The sequence below is a fragment of the Pseudomonas sp. GW821-FHT02C04 genome, from assembly GCF_059421845.1.
The window spans coordinates 40,109-57,911 of the sequence record NZ_JBWKVT010000010.1; the positions used below are offsets into that span (position 1 = coordinate 40,109).

Below are 17,803 nucleotides of genomic sequence, written 5' to 3' on the forward strand. Positions count from 1 at the left end.
TTTAGTGCCCGTTTTGCTCGTCCAGGACAACCTGATACAAGGCTTCGTTGGTGGTGGCGCGACGCAGTTTTTCGCGTACTTCCTTGCGGTCGAGCATGCTGGCGATCTGGCGCAGCAGTTCCAGGTGCGCATCGGTGGCGGCTTCCGGGACCAGCAGCACGAACAGCAGGTCGACCGGTGCACCATCGATGGCGTCGAAGTCGATAGGCGCTTCAAGGTGCATCAAGGCGCTGATGGGCGACTCGCAGCCCTTGAGGCGGCAATGGGGAATGGCGATGCCGTTGCCAAAACCGGTCGAGCCGAGTTTTTCACGGGCAATCAGTGCCTCGAAGACATCTTGCATCTCCAGATCCGGTACTTCCCGGGCGATCAGGTTGGCAATTTGTTCGAGGGCTTTCTTTTTGCTGCCGCCCGGCACGTTCACGAGGGAACGGCCGGGGGTCAGGATGCTTTCAAGTCGGATCATGGGGGTGGGGGTTATCGACCGGTAGCGCCCTGAAGCAGGCTCTGGGTCTTTTCCTTATGCTTTTTGAGTTGTTTATCAAGCTTGTCGGTCAGCGCGTCGATCGCTGCGTACATATCGGTATGTTCCGCGTTTGCGACGACCTCGTTACCGGGAATATGCAGCGTGGCTTCGATTTTCTGCTTCAGCTTCTCGACGCACATCGTGACTTGCACGTTGGTGATCTTGTCGAAATGCCCCTCAAGCCTCTTGAGCTTTTGCTCAACGTACTCACGGAGAGGTTGGGTAACTTCCAGTTGGTGTCCACTGATGTTGACTTGCATACAGCTTCTCCTTCGTTGCCAGTGCATAAAGCGGCAGGCCGAAGAGCCTGCCACTGGAACGCTGTAACGTGGCTTACATCAACCGCTTGCGTTCGCTCGAAGGCGCGATCCCGAGGGATTCGCGGTACTTGGCGACGGTGCGGCGAGCCACCTGAATGCCTTGTGCCTCCAGTAAACCAGCGATCTTGCTGTCACTCAACGGCTTTTTCTGATTTTCCGCGGCAACCAGTTTCTTGATGATCGCGCGGATCGCCGTGGATGAGCATTCGCCGCCTTCGGAGGTGCTGACGTGGCTGGAGAAAAAGTATTTCAGTTCATAGATGCCCCGGGGGGTATGCATGAATTTCTGCGTGGTCACCCGGGAAATCGTCGACTCGTGCATGCCCACCGCTTCGGCGATGTCATGTAGCACGAGAGGCTTCATGGCTTCGTCGCCGTATTCAAGAAAGCCGCGCTGATGCTCGACGATCTGGGTGGCCACTTTCATCAGGGTTTCGTTGCGGCTCTGCAGGCTCTTGATGAACCAGCGGGCTTCCTGCAACTGATTGCGCATGAAGGTGTTGTCGGCGCTGGTGTCGGCGCGGCGCACGAAACCGGCGTACTGGGCGTTGACTCGCAGGCGCGGCACCGATTCCTGGTTCAGTTCGACCAGCCAGCGCTCGTTGTCCTTGCGCACGATGACGTCAGGCACCACGTATTCGGCTTCGGTGGATTCGATCTGCGAGCCGGGGCGCGGGTTGAGGCTCTGCACCAGTTCGATGACCTGGCGCAGTTCATCTTCCTTGAGCTTCATGCGGCGCATCAGCTGGCTGTAGTCGCGGCTGCCGAGCAGGTCGATGTAATCGGTAACCAGACGCTTGGCTTCTGCCAGCCAAGGGGTCTTGGCCGACAGCTGGCGCAATTGCAGCAGCAGGCATTCGCCCAGGTTGCGTGCACCGATGCCGGCGGGTTCGAATTGCTGGATGCGGTGCAGGACGGCTTCGATCTCGTCCAGCTCGATGTCGAGCTCCGGATCGAAGGCGTCGAGAATTTCTTCGAGGGTTTCGTCGAGGTAGCCCTGATTGTTGATGCAGTCGATCAGGGTGACGGCGATCAGGCGATCCGTGTCGGACATCGGCGCCAGGTTCAGCTGCCACAGCAGGTGGCTTTGCAGGCTCTCGCCAGCGGAAGTTCGGGTGGTGAAATCCCACTCGTCGTCATCGCTGCTCGGCAGGCTGCTGGCACTGGTCTGGTAGACGTCTTCCCAGGCGGTGTCCACGGGCAGTTCGTTGGGGATTCGCTCGTTCCATTCGCCTTCTTCAAGATTGTCGACCGTCGGCGCGGTCTCCTGATAGGAGGGTTCCTGGATCTCGGTGTTGGGCTTCTGTTCGGCGTTGTCGGCCATGGGATCGGAGTTGTCGAAGTCGTCGCCGTCTTCCTGGCGTTCGAGCATCGGATTGGATTCCAGAGCCTCCTGGATTTCCTGTTGCAGATCCAGGGTCGACAATTGGAGCAGGCGGATGGCCTGTTGCAGCTGCGGTGTCATCGTCAGCTGCTGGCCCATTCTCAAGACTAGCGATGGTTTCATGGCAGGGGCTTAACACCTTATTCGCCGGCGCTATGCGCCATCCACTACAGGGCGCCGAAGCGCCAAACTTAAGCAAATTATATGCCTGAAACTGTCGTGTTTGCCTAGAGCGCTGTAACAATAAAAGCGTATAAAAGTGCGCTTCAACGTTACAGCACCCGGACGGCTGGTCGAATGCTGTCGCGCTTACAGGCGGAACTCGTGACCCAGGTACACTTCCTTCACCAGATCGTTGGCGAGGATGGTCGCGGAGTCGCCTTCGGCGATCAGTTGGCCGTCATTGACGATGTAGGCCGTTTCGCAGATATCCAGCGTCTCGCGGACGTTGTGGTCGGTGATCAACACACCGATGCCCTTGGCCTTGAGGTGATGAATGATCTGCTTGATGTCGCCCACGGAGATCGGGTCGACACCGGCGAACGGTTCGTCGAGCAGGATGAATTTCGGTGCGGTGGCCAGTGCACGGGCGATTTCCACCCGGCGACGCTCACCACCGGACAGGCTCATGCCGAGGTTGTCGCGGATGTGGCTGATGTGGAATTCCTGCAGCAGGCTTTCCAGCTCCTTGCGACGACCGGCCTTGTCGAGCTCCTGACGGGTCTCGAGGATGGCCATGATGTTGTCGGCCACCGACAGTTTGCGAAAGATCGACGCTTCCTGTGGCAGATAGCCGATACCGGCCTTGGCGCGACCGTGCATCGGCTGGTGGCTGACGTCCAGGTCGTCGATCAGCACGCGACCCTGATCGGCCTGCACCAGGCCGACGATCATGTAGAAGCAGGTGGTCTTGCCGGCGCCGTTGGGGCCGAGCAGGCCGACGATCTGACCGCTGTCGATCGACAGGCTGACATCGCGCACGACCTGGCGGCTTTTATAGGCCTTGGCCAGGTGCTGGGCTTTCAGAGTTGCCATTACTGGGATTTCTCGTCGGTTTTCTTCTTCGGCTGGATCACCATGTCAATGCGCGGACGCGCTTCGGTGACCTTGTTGCCGGTGGCACGACCCGCGCTGGCCAGCTTTTTCACCGTGTCATAGACGATTTTCTCGCCCTGAGTGGTGTTGTTGTCCTTGTCGACGACTTTCGCCTTGTCGATCAGTACAACGCGGTTTTGCGCGGCGTGGTACTGGATGGTCACGCCCCAGCCCTGTACAGGCTTGGTGTCGCCAGCCGTCTGCAACTGCTCGAAGTAGGCAAGGTTGCCCACCGAGGTCACGACGTCGATATCGCCGGTCGGGGTGCGGGTGATGGTCACGGTGTTGCCTTTGACGATCATCGAACCCTGAGTGATGATCACGTCACCTTTATAGGTGGCAACGCCATTCTTGTCGTCCAGCTGGGCATCGTCGGCCTGAATGCGGATTGGCTGCTCTTGATCGTTCGGCAGAGCCCAGGCGCTCACGCTTCCCAGTGCTGCGCCCAGACTGAGCAAAATAGGGAGGGTTTTAACGAGCCTCATACTGTCCTCTTACGTTCGATAGCAGGTGTATCCTGCTTTCCTTCAAATACGCTTTCATTCCCACGCCGGTCGATACACCGCCAGCGCCGTCGATTCTAACGGGTTGCTGGGTCTGCGCATATTGTTGCTGCGGGAACACTGTCATGCGAGTGGAGGTGATCAGGGTGTCGCGGTTCTTTTCATCGGTGCGCTTGACGCGAACCGAGTCGATCAGCTCGACCTCGGTGCCACCGGAATTCACTTCACCGCGCTCGCTGGTCACGTGCCATGGGAAGTCGGTGCCGCGATACATGTTCAGGTCGGGCTTGGTGACCAGTGTAATGTCGGTCGCCTTGACGTGCTCGGCCTTGTCGGAAGTCATTTCGTACTGCACCTTGCCGTCTTCCAGGTATTGCAAGGTGTGGGTGTTGGTCGCGTACCAGTCGATCGGGCTCTCTTCTGCCGAGACAGGAGGCTTGTCGAGGAAGCGTTCCGGGCTGATGTTCCAGTAGCCGACCGCGCCGAAAATGGCCGCGATGCAACCGAACAGCAGTATGTTGCGAAACTTTTTGCTAAACATGGTTTGACTCACAAATACGCGTTATTGGCGGCATCGAGGCTGCCCTGGGCGCGCAGGATCAGTTCGCAGAATTCACGGGCGGCACCCTCGCCACCACGGGCCTGAGTGACGCCATGTGCGTGCTCGCGCACAAAAGCGGCAGCGTTGGCCACCGCCATCCCCAGCCCCACCCGGCGAATCACCGGCAGGTCGGGCAGATCGTCGCCGAGATAGGCGACCTGTTCATAGCTTAGGCCCAGTTGCTCGAGAAGGCCGTCGAGGACGACGAGTTTGTCTTCACGGCCCTGAAACAGGTGCGGAATGCCCAGGTTTTTCGCCCGGCGTTCGACCACCGGGGTCTTGCGACCACTGATGATGGCCGTTTGCACGCCGGCGTTCATCAACATCTTGATGCCCTGACCGTCGAGTGTATTGAAAGTCTTGAACTCGCTGCCGTCTTCAAGGAAGTACAGGCGTCCGTCGGTGAGGACACCGTCAACATCGAAAACTGCCAGTTTGATGGCTTTGCCGCGTTGCAGCAGATCGGTGCTCATTTACATCACTCCTGCGCGCAGCAGGTCGGAGAGGTTGAAGGCGCCGATCGGGCGATCGTCCTCATCCACGACGACAAGCGCGTTGATTCGATGGTCTTCCATGATTTTCAGGGCCTCGGCGGCGAGCATTTCGGCGCGGGCGGTCTTGCCGTGCACGGTCATCACCTGGTCGATGGTCGCGCTGCGTATATCAATGCTGCGATCCAGCGTGCGGCGCAAGTCGCCGTCGGTGAAGATTCCGGCGAGTTTGCCGTCGGCTTCAAGAATCACGGTCATGCCCAGACCCTTGCGGGTCATTTCCATCAGTGCGTCCTTGAGCAGGGTGCCGCGTTGTACCTGCGGCAGCTCCTGGCCGGCGTGCATGACGTTTTCCACTTTCAGCAGCAGGCGTCGGCCCAGTGCGCCACCCGGGTGGGAAAAGGCGAAATCTTCGGCGGTGAAGCCGCGGGCTTCCAGCAGCGCCACGGCCAGGGCGTCGCCCATGACCAGCGCGGCGGTGGTCGAGGAGGTCGGTGCCAGGTTCAGCGGGCAGGCTTCGTGCTCGACGTGAACATTGAGATTGACCTCGGCCGCTTTTGCCAGAGGCGATTGCGGGTTGCCGGTCACGCTGATCAGCTGGATGCCCAGGCGCTTGATCAGCGGCAGCAGGGTGACGATTTCGTTGGTGGAGCCGGAGTTCGACAGGGCCAGAATCACGTCGTCACGGGTGATCATGCCCATGTCGCCGTGACTGGCTTCGGCCGGATGCACGAAAAACGCCGGGGTGCCGGTGCTGGCCAGGGTCGCGGCAATCTTGTTGCCGATGTGCCCGGACTTGCCCATGCCGACCACGACGACACGGCCCTTGCTGGCCAGAATCATCTCGCAAGCGCGTACGAAATCGGCGTCGATATGGGGCAACAAGCCTTGTACGGCTTCCACTTCGAGGCGGATGGTGCGTTGTGCCGATTGAATCAGGTCGCTGGTTTGGCTCATGTCAGAAATCGTATAGCCCGATGAAAAGGCGGCGATTATAGCGGTTATGTTGAAAAGCCTCACGCAAGTTCGTCGTGCTTTGTCATTCCTCGTTACCAAAACCCTCCAATAGAAGCCCTGGGCCTGTCATATCGCTGAACGCGGCCGGGGAGAGGCCTTGGGCGCTTGCCCTTTGCAGTGATATAGTTCGCCGCCAGTTCGGCCTGCCCGGGATGTAGGGGCTTTCTCCAGAAAGCCAGGCGTCCGAGTGAGAGGCTGCATCGCAAGGAGTTTAGATGAGTGCCGATAACGCCTACGCGGTCGAGCTGAAGGGAGTCTCCTTCAAGCGCGGTGCGCGGAGCATTTTCAATAACGTCGATATCCGCATCCCGCGCGGCAAGGTCACCGGCATCATGGGGCCTTCCGGGTGTGGCAAGACCACGCTGTTGCGCTTGATGGGCGCCCAGTTGCGGCCTTCGCAGGGTGAGGTCTGGGTCAACGGCCAGAACCTGCCGAAGCTGTCGCGCAGCGATCTGTTCGATGCACGCAAGCACATGGGGGTGCTGTTTCAGAGCGGCGCGCTGTTCACCGATCTCGACGTGTTCGAGAACGTCGCCTTTCCCCTGCGCGTTCACACCGAATTGCCGGACGAGATGATTCGCGACATCGTCCTGCTCAAATTGCAGGCAGTCGGCCTGCGCGGCGCCATCGAATTGATGCCTGACGAACTGTCCGGCGGCATGAAGCGTCGTGTGGCGCTGGCCCGGGCGATTGCGCTGGATCCGCAGATTCTCATGTACGACGAACCGTTCGTCGGCCAGGACCCGATCGCCATGGGCGTTCTGGTGCGCCTGATCCGTCTGCTCAACGACGCGCTGGGGATCACCAGCATCGTGGTTTCCCACGATCTGGCGGAAACCGCGAGCATCGCCGACTACATCTATGTCGTAGGTGATGGCCAGGTGCTGGGGCAGGGTACGCCGGACGAGTTGATGAACTCGGACGAGCCGCGTATCCGTCAGTTCATGACCGGCAACCCCGATGGCCCGGTTCCGTATCACTTTCCAGCGACGGATTACCGCGCAGATCTTCTGGGGAAGCGCTGATGCGCAGAATTTCATTAATAGAACGCGTGCGTCGATTCGGCGAGTCAGCCATCGACGCTGTCGCGGTATTCGGCCGGGCGACCCTGTTCCTGTTCCATGCCCTGCTGGGCCGGGGCGGCATCAGCGGTGGTTTCGGCCTGCTGGTCAAGCAATTGCACTCAGTCGGCGTGATGTCGCTGGTGATCATCGTGGTGTCCGGGATCTTCATCGGCATGGTGCTGGCGCTGCAAGGCTTCAGTATTCTGTCGAGCTATGGTTCGGAGCAGGCGGTGGGGCAGATGGTTGCCTTGACCCTGCTGCGTGAACTGGGTCCGGTGGTGACGGCGCTGCTGTTCGCCGGTCGTGCCGGTTCGGCGCTGACGGCGGAAATCGGCAACATGAAGTCCACCGAGCAGTTGTCCAGCCTGGAAATGATCGGTGTGGACCCGCTCAAGTACATCATTGCCCCGCGTCTGTGGGCCGGTTTCATTTCCCTGCCGGTGCTGGCGATGATCTTCAGCGTGGTCGGTATCTGGGGCGGTTCCTGGGTCGCGGTCGACTGGCTGGGCGTCTATGAAGGCTCCTACTGGGCGAACATGCAGAACAGCGTGAACTTCTCCAGCGATGTGCTCAATGGCGTGATCAAAAGTATCGTTTTCGCCTTTGTCGTGACCTGGATCGCCGTATTCCAAGGCTATGACTGTGAGCCCACTTCCGAGGGGATCAGTCGTGCCACCACCAAGACCGTAGTGTTTGCCTCGCTGGCAGTGCTCGGCCTGGACTTTATTCTGACCGCTTTGATGTTTGGAGATTTCTGATGCAAAACCGCACCCTGGAAATCGGTGTCGGCCTGTTCCTGCTGGCAGGGATCCTGGCCTTGTTGCTGCTTGCCCTGCGGGTCAGTGGCCTGTCTCCGACGTCCACCACCGACAGCTATAAACTTTACGCGTACTTCGACAATATCGCCGGTTTGACGGTCAGAGCCAAAGTGACCATGGCCGGTGTGACCATCGGCAAGGTCACGGCGATCGATCTGGACCGCGACAGTTTCACCGGTCGGGTAACGTTGCTGGTGGACAAGAAGGTCGACAACCTGCCGACCGACTCCACAGCGTCTATCCTCACCGCTGGCCTGTTGGGCGAGAAGTACATCGGTATCAGCGTGGGCGGGGAAGAAACCCGTCTCAAGGATGGTGGAACCATCCACGACACGCAGTCGTCACTGGTACTGGAAGACCTGATCGGTAAATTCCTGCTCAATACCGTTAGCAAAGACGCCAAATGAGGAGCTTTTGAATGATCTCTACCTTGCGACGTGGCCTGTTGGTGTTGCTGGCGGCATTGCCGCTGGTGGCTAACGCCGTGGCGGCGCCTTCGGCGCACGACCTGGTTCAGGACACCACCAAACGGATGTTGGCCGATCTGGCCGCCAATAAAGAGAAGTACAAGCAGGACCCGAACGACTTCTACGCGGCGCTGAACAGCATCGTCGGACCGGTCGTGGATGCCGAGGGCATTTCCAAGAGCATCATGACGGTCAAGTATTCGCGCAAGGCCACACCGGCGCAGATGAAGACCTTCGAGGAAAACTTCAAGAAAGGCCTGTTCCAGTTCTATGGCAACGCCTTGCTCGAGTACAACAACCAGGGCATCACTGTTGATCCGGCCAAGGACGAGTCGGGCGATCGCACCAGCGTCGGCATGACCGTCAAGGGCAGCAACGGCGCGATCTACCCGGTGTCGTACACGCTCGAGAAGATCAATGGCGAGTGGAAGCTGCGCAACGTGATCATCAACGGTATCAACATCGGCAAGCTGTTCCGTGATCAGTTCGCCGATGCGATGCAGCGCAACGGCAACGACCTGGACAAGACCATCAACGGTTGGGCCGGGGAAGTGGCGAAGGCCAAGCAGTCGTCCGAACAGAACGGAAAGCCTGCCCAATGACCGAGTCGGCCATTCGTCTGGACGCCGCCAGTGAGCTGCAACTCACTGGCGTGCTGGATTACCGCACCGGTCCCGGCCTTCGGGAGCAGGGCCGGGCGCTGATCAAGTCGTGCAATGCCCCGGCATTGGTGATCGATTGCTCGGCGGTGGAAAAGTCCAGCAGCGTCGGCCTGTCGTTGCTGCTGTGCTTCATTCGTGATGCGAAAGCCGCCGGCAAGGCCGTCAGCATCCGCGGGATGCCCGAAGACATGCGTGAAATTGCTCAGGTCAGCGAGCTGACCGAGCTGTTGGCGCAACCCTGAACCCGCATCTGTAAAGAAGCCCCCCGTCAGAGTCCTGCGCAGCGGGGTTCGCAGGCGCGGGGCTTTTTTGTATGATGTCCGACCCGTGCGCACAGGGCGCCGATTGAGGTTGAGCATGCAGGCCGTAGAAGTGAAGAGCTTCCTTGAAGCAAATCTGCCCGGAACCCGGGTGGAAGTTGAAGGCGAAGGCTGCAACTTTCAGCTGAACGTGATTAGCGATGAACTGGCGGCGTTGAGCCCGGTCAAGCGTCAGCAAAGCATCTATGCCCATTTGAACCCATGGATCGCCGATGGCAGCATCCACGCGGTCACTATGAAATTTTTCAGCAGCGCGGCCTGGGCCGAGCGCACCTGAGCCCTAGGGCGTCGAGATTGTTATGGATAAATTGATTATTACCGGTGGCGCTCGTCTTGATGGCGAGATCCGCATTTCCGGGGCGAAGAACTCCGCCCTGCCGATCCTGGCTGCCACCTTGCTGTGCGATGGCCCGGTCACCGTCGGCAACCTGCCGCACCTGCACGACATCACCACCATGATCGAGCTGTTCGGTCGCATGGGCATCGAGCCTGTGATCGACGAGAAGCTCAGCGTTGAAATCGACCCGCGCACCATCAAGACCCTGATCGCCCCGTACGAACTGGTGAAAACCATGCGTGCGTCGATCCTGGTGCTGGGCCCGATGGTTGCCCGTTTCGGTGAAGCCGAAGTGGCTCTGCCTGGCGGTTGCGCCATTGGTTCGCGTCCGGTCGATCTGCACATCCGTGGCCTGGAAGCCATGGGTGCGATCATCGACGTCGAAGGCGGCTACATCAAGGCCAAGGCCCCTGAAGGCGGCCTGCGCGGTGCACACTTCTTCTTCGATACCGTCAGTGTGACCGGTACCGAGAACATCATGATGGCCGCTGCTCTGGCCAAGGGCCGCAGCGTGCTGCAGAACGCCGCCCGCGAGCCTGAAGTGGTCGACCTGGCGAACTTCCTGAACGCCATGGGCGCCAAGGTTTCCGGCGCTGGCACCGACACCATCACCATCGATGGCGTCGAGCGCCTGGGTTCGGCCTTCTACAAGGTCATGCCTGACCGCATTGAAACCGGTACTTACCTGGTGGCCGCTGCAGTTACCGGTGGCCGCGTGAAGGTCAAGGACACCGATCCGACCATTCTCGAAGCCGTTCTGGAAAAACTCCGCGAAGCCGGTGCAGAAGTCACCACCGGTGAAGACTGGATCGAGCTGAACATGCACGGCAAGCGCCCGAAAGCGGTCAACGTGCGCACTGCGCCGTACCCGGCGTTCCCGACCGACATGCAGGCGCAGTTCATCTCGCTCAACGCCATTGCCGAAGGCACTGGTGCAGTGATCGAGACGATCTTCGAAAACCGCTTCATGCACGTGTACGAGCTGCACCGCATGGGCGCCAAGATCCAGGTCGAAGGCAACACGGCCATCGTGACCGGCACTGAAATCCTCAAGGGCGCGCCAGTGATGGCAACCGACCTGCGGGCTTCTGCCAGCCTGGTGATCTCGGCGCTGATGGCCGAAGGCGATACCCTGATCGACCGCATCTACCACATCGACCGTGGTTACGAGTGCATCGAGGAAAAACTGCAGATGCTGGGCGCCAAGATCCGTCGCGTTCCGGGCTAGTCGCTGCATCTGGACACAGGGAAGTGTCCGTTGAATTCGTTTTGATCGGGGGTGGTAACGCCCTCGATGTATGTCCGGCGCCGATTGCGACCGGACATGAGTACCTTGATAAGGACTGACGTTTCCCATGTTGACCATCGCACTGTCCAAGGGCCGCATCCTTGACGACACCCTGCCGCTTCTCGCCGAAGCGGGCATCGTGCCGACCGAGAATCCGGACAAGAGCCGCAAGCTGATCATTCCCACGACTCAGGAAGACGTACGCCTGTTGATCGTGCGCGCCACCGACGTGCCGACCTATGTCGAGCATGGCGCGGCCGACCTCGGCGTTGCCGGTAAAGACGTGTTGATGGAATACACCGGGCAAGGCCTGTACGAGCCGCTGGACCTGCAGATCGCCCAGTGCAAGCTGATGACCGCCGGCAAGATCGGTGCTGTCGAGCCCAAGGGCCGTTTGCGCGTCGCGACCAAGTTCGTCAACGTTGCCAAGCGTTACTACGCCGAGCAGGGCCGTCAGGTCGACATCATCAAGCTGTATGGCTCGATGGAACTGGCACCGCTGATCGGTCTGGCCGACAAGATCATCGACGTGGTCGACACCGGCAACACCCTGCGTGCCAACGGTCTGGAACCCCAGGAACTGATCGCCACGATCAGCTCGCGTCTGGTGGTCAATAAAGCTTCGATGAAAATGCAACACGCCCGAATCCAGGCGTTGATCGACACCCTGCGCAAGGCAGTGGAGTCTCGACACCGCGGCTGATGTACCTGCGCGACGTTAAGTCGCGCCCGTCTATCCGCCTCATAGCCAGAATCTCAGGTGCCCAAGCGGAAACGACTGCTAAGTTAGGGCGCCTGAGTTTTTGCCATTCCTATGAGGCTCTCGCTATGACCGCACCGACTGCAATTCGCCGACTCAACGCTGCTGACCCGGATTTCGCGCATCATCTGGATCATCTGCTGAGCTGGGAAAGTGTGTCTGACGACTCGGTCAATCAGCGGGTGCTGGACATCATCAAGGCAGTGCGCGAGCGCGGTGACGCGGCGCTGGTCGAATTCACCCAGAAGTTCGACGGCCTCGAAGTCGCCTCCATGGCGGACCTGATCCTGCCGCGCGAGCGTCTGGAGCTGGCGCTGACCCGCATCACCGCACCGCAACGCGAAGCGCTGGAAAAAGCCGCCGCCCGCGTTCGCAGCTACCACGAAAAACAGAAGCAGGATTCCTGGAGCTACACCGAAGCCGACGGTACGGTGCTGGGCCAGAAAGTCACGCCACTGGATCGCGCTGGTCTGTACGTGCCGGGCGGCAAGGCGTCGTATCCGTCGTCGGTATTGATGAACGCGATTCCGGCCAAGGTTGCCGGCGTCACAGAAGTCGTGATGGTGGTACCGACCCCGCGTGGCGAGGTCAACGAGCTGGTGCTGGCGGCAGCGTGCATTGCCGGTGTCGACCGGGTGTTCACCATCGGCGGCGCCCAGGCGGTTGCCGCGCTGGCCTACGGTACTGAAAGCGTGCCGCAGGTGGACAAGGTCGTCGGCCCGGGCAACATCTATGTGGCGACCGCCAAACGTCACGTATTCGGTCAGGTTGGCATCGACATGATCGCCGGCCCGTCGGAAATCCTTGTGGTATGCGACGGCCAGACCGATCCGGACTGGATCGCCATGGACCTGTTCTCCCAGGCCGAGCACGACGAAGACGCCCAGGCGATTCTGGTCAGCCCGGACGCCGAGTTCCTCGACAAGGTCGCCGCGAGCATCGACAAACTGCTGCCGACCATGGATCGCGCGACCATCATCGAAACCTCGATCAATGGCCGAGGCGCCCTGATCCACGTGCGCGACATGGCCCAGGCCATCGAAGTCGCCAACCGCATCGCCCCGGAACACCTTGAACTGTCGGTCGCTGATCCGCAGGCCTGGCTGCCGCAGATTCGCCACGCCGGCGCGATCTTCATGGGCCGCCACACCTCCGAAGCGCTGGGCGACTACTGCGCAGGTCCGAACCACGTGTTGCCGACGTCCGGCACCGCACGTTTCTCTTCGCCGCTGGGTGTGTACGACTTCCAGAAACGCTCGTCGATCATCTTTTGCTCCGAGGCCGGTGCTTCGGAACTGGGCAAGACTGCATCGATCCTGGCCCGTGGCGAATCGCTGAGCGCCCACGCTCGCAGCGCCGAGTACCGCATCAAAGACGAAGTGAAGGGGAACTGAACATGAGTAAATTCTGGAGCCCGTTCGTCAAGGATCTGGTGCCTTATGTGCCGGGCGAGCAGCCGAAGCTGACCCGTCTGGTCAAGCTCAACACCAACGAAAACCCGTACGGCCCGTCGCCAAAAGCCCTGGCGGCGATGCAGACCGAACTCAACGACAATCTGCGCCTGTACCCGGACCCGAACAGCGACCTGCTGAAAAGCGCCGTCGCAAAATACTACGGTGTGCAGAGTAACCAAGTGTTCCTCGGCAACGGTTCGGATGAAGTGCTGGCGCACATCTTCCACGGCCTGCTGCAACACGATCAGCCGCTGCTGTTCCCGGATATCAGCTACAGCTTCTATCCGGTCTACTGCGGCCTTTACGGCATCAAGTTCGATGCAGTGCCGCTGGACGCGCAGTTCCAGATCAACCCGGCCGACTACGCCAAACCGAACGGGGGGATCATCTTCCCCAACCCGAACGCGCCGACCGGCTGCCTGTTGGCGCTGGAAGCGGTCGAGCAGATCCTCAAGGCCAGCCCGGATTCGGTGGTGGTGGTCGACGAGGCCTACATCGACTTCGGCGGTGAAACCGCGATCAGTCTGGTCGACCGTTATCCAAACCTGCTGGTGACCCAGACCTTGTCCAAGTCCCGTTCGCTGGCGGGCCTGCGGGTCGGTCTGGCGGTCGGCCACCCGGACTTGATCGAGGCACTGGAGCGGATCAAGAACAGCTTCAACTCCTATCCGATCGATCGCATGGCCAATGTCGGCGCAGCGGCGGCGTTCGAAGATCGTGAGTACTTCGACAAGACCTGCGCGCTGGTCATCGAGAGTCGCGAATGGGTGGTTGCCCAGTTGCAGGCCAAAGGCTTTGAAGTGCTGCCGTCAGCGGCAAACTTCATCTTCGCCCGGCATCCGCAACACGATGCGGCGGGGCTGGCGGCCAAACTGCGAGAGCAGGGTGTGATCGTGCGCCACTTCAAGCAGGAACGGATTGCCCAGTTCCTGCGGATCTCGATCGGTACGCCGGAGCAGAATCAGGCGTTGATCGACGGCCTTGGCGACTTGTAACAAACGAAGCGATTGCCCCCGATTCTGAGCCATTCAGAAACGGGGGCATTTTTTTGGGCGCTTAAACGGCATTGACGTCGAACTCGCCTTCGACGTTGATCCCGTCTGATGTTGTAAAACTGTAGGTTCCTGTCGCTGTTGTCAGCGGAGCATCCACAGTCAGTTCCATTTCCCCGTTTTGGGCAACGTATGACACGCCGTTGATAGATGTGCGCGCATCACCGTTGTTGAACGTTACTGTATGAGTACCGGCCGCGAGTTTCGGGTGGTTGAGCAATACATTGTTCGTACCGTTCGCACCCAGAATGATACCGCCAGCTGCCGCCGGGACAAGGTTGACCAAAACCGCATCAAAACCTTCGCCATTGCTGAGCCGAACACTGAGCGAACCGCTGCCTTTCGCGTTTTCGAGTGCTTTGGAAACGTCCATATTGATGATCCCTGTGTTGATAAATGAAAGTGTGCAACAACAGGGGTCAGGCTATGGACAATACGAAAGCTGTGCTACTGACAGAATTGACAGGTATCAATACCGTTTTTGTGGTCGGCGCGCCTTTTAACCTGCTTAAAGGCAATTAGCGCGCGGGTTGCAATGTCTTATTCCTCTTATTCCTCTTTTTCCTGCACCGGCGCAGGCGGCGGACGCAGACCGATCTCGGCGGTCAGCTTCAACTCCTTGCCATTGCGCATCACCTGAATCGTGACCTTGTCGGTCGGCTTGATCCGCGCCACCTGGTTCATCGACTTGCGGCCATCGCCGGCCGGTTCGCCGTCGATGCTGAGAATCACGTCACCCAGTTGCAGGCCGGCCTTCTGTGCCGGGCCGTCGCGGAAAATCCCCGCCACCACAATCCCCGGACGCCCTGACAGACCGAATGACTCCGCCAGTTCCTGAGTCAGCGGTTGTACTTCGATCCCCAGCCAGCCACGAATCACCTGACCGTGCTCGATGATCGACTTCATCACTTCCATCGCCAGTTTCACCGGGATCGCAAAACCGATGCCTTGCGAGCCGCCGGACTTGGAGAAAATCGCAGTGTTGATCCCGGTGAGGTTGCCGTTGGCATCCACCAGTGCGCCGCCGGAGTTGCCCGGGTTGATCGCTGCGTCGGTCTGGATGAAGTCTTCGTAGTTGTTCAGGCCGAGCTGGTTACGGCCGGTGGCACTGATGATGCCCATGGTCACGGTCTGGCCGACCCCGAACGGGTTGCCGATCGCCAGTGCGACGTCGCCGATGCGGATGTTGTCGGAACGGCCGACGGTGATCGACGGCAGGGTTTTCAGGTCGATCTTCAAGACGGCGAGGTCGGTTTCCGGGTCGCTGCCGATCACGCGAGCCAGGGTTTCGCGACCGTCCTTGAGCGCCACGACGATCTGGTCGGCGCCGGTGGTGACGTGGTTGTTGGTCAGGATGTAGCCTTCCGGGCTCATGATCACGCCGGAACCGAGGCTCGACTCCATGCGTTTCTGCTTCGGCGAGTTGTCCCCGAAGAAACGGCGGAACTGCGGGTCTTCGAACAGCGGATGGCTCGGCTTGTTGATGACTTTGGTGGTGTAGAGGTTGACCACCGATGGCGCGGCGATGACCACGGCGTCGGCGTAGGACACCGGCCCCTGCTGCGTGCTGGTGGTCTGCGGGGCCTGATGCAGGTTGACGTCTAGGCTCGGAAGCCCGACCCACTGCGGGTAACGCTGAATAATCAACAGAGCGATAAGCACGCCGGCCAACAGCGGCCAGCCGAAAAAACGCAGCGCCTTGAGCATTAAGCACGTCCTGGAAAAGTTGCAGGCGGGGTCAGACCGCCCATAATGTCGCGCATTATACGAGGCCGCGCGTGCCTCTGAACGGGATATTTAGGAGTCTTTCATGGCCGTCGCCCTGAGCACCCTGGTCGAAGAAGCCGACCGTTACCTCGGCAGTGCGAAAATTGCCGATTATTGCCCCAACGGCCTGCAGGTCGAGGGCCGCCCGCAGGTGATGCGCATCGTCAGCGGCGTCACGGCCAGCCAGGCATTGCTCGATGCCGCCGTCGAAGCCGAGGCCGATCTGGTGCTGGTGCATCACGGTTACTTCTGGAAAGGCGAGAACCCGTGCGTCACCGGCATGAAGCAGCGGCGCCTGAAAACCCTGCTCAAGCACGACATCAGTCTGCTGGCGTATCACCTGCCGCTGGATCTGCACCCGGATGTCGGCAACAACGTGCAGTTGGCCCGGCAGCTCGACATTACCGTCGAAGGGCCTCTGGATCCTGACAACCTGAAGATCGTCGGCCTGGTCGGTTCGCTGGACGAACCGGTGACCGCCCGCGACTTCGCCCGTCGTGTGCAGGAACGCATGGGCCGTGAGCCGCTGCTGGTCGAAGGCAGCGCAATGATTCGTCGGGTCGGCTGGTGCACGGGCGGCGGTCAGGGCTACATCGACAACGCCATCGCTGCCGGCGTCGATCTGTTCCTCAGCGGTGAAGCCTCCGAGCAGACGTTCCACAGCGCCCGTGAAAACGACATCAGCTTCATCGCCGCCGGCCACCACGCCACCGAACGCTACGGCGTGCAGGCGCTGGGCGACTATCTGGCGAAGCGGTTTGCCCTGGAACACATCTTCATCGACTGCCCGAATCCGATCTGACTTTCCCCTGAAAGCACCCGAACGAGCGGGCATATTCATATGCCCTTTCGATCTAGTTGGCGTCCTGATTAGAAGGGGTCGCTGTGCTAGGATTCCCCGCTCGAACACGGCCCGCTGGCCGTTCATAAGAAAGCTTTCGTGAGTAGCCATGGTCGACAAACTGACGCATCTGAAACAGCTGGAGGCGGAAAGCATCCACATCATCCGCGAGGTGGCCGCCGAGTTCGACAACCCGGTGATGCTGTACTCCATCGGTAAAGACTCCGCCGTGATGCTGCATCTGGCACGCAAGGCGTTCTTCCCGGGCAAACTGCCGTTTCCGGTGATGCACGTCGACACGCAGTGGAAATTCCAGGAGATGTACAAGTTCCGCGACAAGATGGTCGAAGAGCTTGGCCTGGACCTGATCACCCACGTCAACCCGGATGGCGTTGCGCAGGGCATCAACCCGTTCACCCACGGCAGCGCCAAACACACCGACATCATGAAGACCGAGGGCCTGAAGCAGGCACTCGACAAGCATGGTTTCGACGCCGCCTTCGGTGGTGCCCGTCGCGATGAAGAGAAGTCCCGCGCCAAGGAGCGCGTCTACTCGTTCCGCGACAGCAAACACCGCTGGGACCCGAAGAACCAGCGTCCGGAGCTGTGGAACGTCTACAACGGCAAGGTCAACAAGGGCGAATCCATTCGTGTGTTCCCGCTGTCGAACTGGACCGAACTGGATATCTGGCAGTACATCTACCTCGAAGGCATCCCGATCGTACCGCTGTACTTCGCCGCCGAACGCGAAGTGATCGAGAAGAACGGCACGCTGATCATGATCGACGACGAGCGCATCCTCGAACACCTGTCCGACGAGGACAAGGCGCGCATCGTCAAAAAGAAAGTGCGTTTCCGTACCCTTGGCTGCTACCCGTTGACGGGCGCGGTGGAGTCCGAGGCCGAAAGCCTGACGGACATCATTCAGGAAATGCTCCTGACGCGAACTTCCGAGCGCCAGGGCCGGGTCATCGACCACGATGGCGCAGGCTCGATGGAAGATAAAAAACGTCAGGGTTATTTCTAAGGGGTTGTC

Annotated in this window: 22 protein-coding genes; 12 read left to right on the top strand and 10 right to left on the bottom strand. The window is 60.0% G+C overall.

Annotated features, from left to right (window positions below):
- Position 1: 1 nt before the first annotated feature.
- The 8 genes from ptsN to AC07VV_RS27430 form a co-directional block, all read right to left on the bottom strand.
- Positions 2-466 (bottom strand): PTS IIA-like nitrogen regulatory protein PtsN, encoded by a 465-nt coding sequence (gene ptsN / locus AC07VV_RS27395; protein WP_169428869.1) that lies wholly within the window; start codon positions 464-466, stop codon positions 2-4.
- 11 nt (positions 467-477) lie between these two features.
- Positions 478-786 (bottom strand): ribosome hibernation-promoting factor, HPF/YfiA family, encoded by a 309-nt coding sequence (hpf, locus tag AC07VV_RS27400; protein ID WP_007953578.1) that lies wholly within the window; start codon positions 784-786, stop codon positions 478-480.
- 73 nt (positions 787-859) lie between these two features.
- The gene (locus tag AC07VV_RS27405; protein WP_249485563.1) at positions 860-2,353 is read right to left on the bottom strand and encodes an RNA polymerase factor sigma-54; all 1,494 of its coding nucleotides are present in this window, start codon (positions 2,351-2,353) and stop codon (positions 860-862) included.
- 186 nt (positions 2,354-2,539) lie between these two features.
- Complete coding sequence (lptB, locus tag AC07VV_RS27410) at positions 2,540-3,265, bottom strand: LPS export ABC transporter ATP-binding protein (RefSeq protein WP_007953572.1); 726 nt, start codon at positions 3,263-3,265, stop codon at positions 2,540-2,542.
- Positions 3,265-3,810, bottom strand: a complete 546-nt coding sequence (gene lptA, locus AC07VV_RS27415) for a lipopolysaccharide transport periplasmic protein LptA (protein ID WP_096818965.1) — start codon at positions 3,808-3,810, stop codon at positions 3,265-3,267. The genes lptB and lptA overlap by 1 nt, the downstream gene beginning before the upstream one ends.
- Positions 3,797-4,369, bottom strand: a complete 573-nt coding sequence (gene lptC, locus AC07VV_RS27420) for an LPS export ABC transporter periplasmic protein LptC (protein ID WP_085711782.1) — start codon at positions 4,367-4,369, stop codon at positions 3,797-3,799. The genes lptA and lptC overlap by 14 nt, the downstream gene beginning before the upstream one ends.
- Before the next feature lie 8 nt (positions 4,370-4,377).
- Positions 4,378-4,902: a KdsC family phosphatase gene (locus tag AC07VV_RS27425; protein ID WP_011332476.1), complete on the bottom strand. Its 525-nt coding sequence runs from the start codon at positions 4,900-4,902 to the stop codon at positions 4,378-4,380.
- Positions 4,903-5,877 carry a KpsF/GutQ family sugar-phosphate isomerase gene (locus AC07VV_RS27430; RefSeq protein ID WP_085729618.1) on the bottom strand — a complete coding sequence of 325 codons (975 nt, stop codon included), beginning with the start codon at positions 5,875-5,877 and terminating at the stop codon, positions 4,903-4,905.
- 275 nt (positions 5,878-6,152) lie between these two features.
- Between AC07VV_RS27430 and AC07VV_RS27435 the strand changes: the two genes are divergently transcribed.
- The 10 genes from AC07VV_RS27435 to hisC all read left to right on the top strand — a co-directional run bounded on the left by AC07VV_RS27435 (position 6,153) and on the right by hisC (position 14,102).
- Complete coding sequence (locus AC07VV_RS27435) at positions 6,153-6,962, top strand: ATP-binding cassette domain-containing protein (protein WP_096818967.1); 810 nt, start codon at positions 6,153-6,155, stop codon at positions 6,960-6,962.
- Entirely contained in the window at positions 6,962-7,759 is a 798-nt protein-coding gene (gene mlaE, locus AC07VV_RS27440; protein WP_096818969.1) for a lipid asymmetry maintenance ABC transporter permease subunit MlaE, read from the top strand. The genes AC07VV_RS27435 and mlaE overlap by 1 nt, the downstream gene beginning before the upstream one ends.
- Positions 7,759-8,226 carry an outer membrane lipid asymmetry maintenance protein MlaD gene (mlaD, locus tag AC07VV_RS27445; RefSeq protein WP_096818971.1) on the top strand — a complete coding sequence of 156 codons (468 nt, stop codon included), beginning with the start codon at positions 7,759-7,761 and terminating at the stop codon, positions 8,224-8,226. The genes mlaE and mlaD overlap by 1 nt, the downstream gene beginning before the upstream one ends.
- An 11-nt stretch (positions 8,227-8,237) precedes the next feature.
- A complete protein-coding gene (locus tag AC07VV_RS27450; RefSeq protein WP_249485552.1) occupies positions 8,238-8,888 on the top strand; it encodes an MlaC/ttg2D family ABC transporter substrate-binding protein in 651 nt (216 codons plus the stop codon).
- Positions 8,885-9,190, top strand: coding sequence for an STAS domain-containing protein (locus AC07VV_RS27455; RefSeq protein ID WP_096818976.1), 306 nt, complete (start codon positions 8,885-8,887; stop codon positions 9,188-9,190). The genes AC07VV_RS27450 and AC07VV_RS27455 overlap by 4 nt, the downstream gene beginning before the upstream one ends.
- A 115-nt stretch (positions 9,191-9,305) precedes the next feature.
- Positions 9,306-9,545, top strand: coding sequence for a BolA family protein (locus AC07VV_RS27460; RefSeq protein WP_096818978.1), 240 nt, complete (start codon positions 9,306-9,308; stop codon positions 9,543-9,545).
- 22 nt (positions 9,546-9,567) lie between these two features.
- Positions 9,568-10,833, top strand: a complete 1,266-nt coding sequence (gene murA / locus AC07VV_RS27465; protein WP_085729622.1) for a UDP-N-acetylglucosamine 1-carboxyvinyltransferase — start codon at positions 9,568-9,570, stop codon at positions 10,831-10,833.
- Between the two features lie 127 nt (positions 10,834-10,960).
- A complete protein-coding gene (gene hisG / locus AC07VV_RS27470) occupies positions 10,961-11,596 on the top strand; it encodes an ATP phosphoribosyltransferase (protein ID WP_096818980.1) in 636 nt (211 codons plus the stop codon).
- Positions 11,597-11,721: 125 nt separating this feature from the next.
- Positions 11,722-13,047 carry a histidinol dehydrogenase gene (gene hisD / locus AC07VV_RS27475; RefSeq protein ID WP_096818982.1) on the top strand — a complete coding sequence of 442 codons (1,326 nt, stop codon included), beginning with the start codon at positions 11,722-11,724 and terminating at the stop codon, positions 13,045-13,047.
- A gap of 2 nt (positions 13,048-13,049) precedes the next feature.
- Positions 13,050-14,102, top strand: a complete 1,053-nt coding sequence (gene hisC, locus AC07VV_RS27480) for a histidinol-phosphate transaminase (RefSeq protein ID WP_495038033.1) — start codon at positions 13,050-13,052, stop codon at positions 14,100-14,102.
- A 61-nt stretch (positions 14,103-14,163) separates the two neighbouring features.
- Here hisC and AC07VV_RS27485 read toward each other — a convergent pair whose 3' ends face one another.
- Complete coding sequence (locus AC07VV_RS27485; protein WP_495038034.1) at positions 14,164-14,532, bottom strand: hypothetical protein; 369 nt, start codon at positions 14,530-14,532, stop codon at positions 14,164-14,166.
- Positions 14,533-14,708: 176 nt separating this feature from the next.
- Positions 14,709-15,866, bottom strand: coding sequence for a Do family serine endopeptidase AlgW (gene algW / locus AC07VV_RS27490; RefSeq protein ID WP_096818989.1), 1,158 nt, complete (start codon positions 15,864-15,866; stop codon positions 14,709-14,711).
- Between the two features lie 103 nt (positions 15,867-15,969).
- On the opposite strand from algW, the gene AC07VV_RS27495 reads away from it, so the two are divergent.
- Entirely contained in the window at positions 15,970-16,728 is a 759-nt protein-coding gene (locus AC07VV_RS27495) for a Nif3-like dinuclear metal center hexameric protein (RefSeq protein WP_102619445.1), read from the top strand.
- A 148-nt stretch (positions 16,729-16,876) separates the two neighbouring features.
- On the top strand, positions 16,877-17,794 hold the full coding sequence (cysD, locus tag AC07VV_RS27500; RefSeq protein WP_096818994.1) for a sulfate adenylyltransferase subunit CysD: 918 nt from the start codon (positions 16,877-16,879) through the stop codon (positions 17,792-17,794).
- The last annotated feature ends 9 nt before the right edge of the window (positions 17,795-17,803 follow it).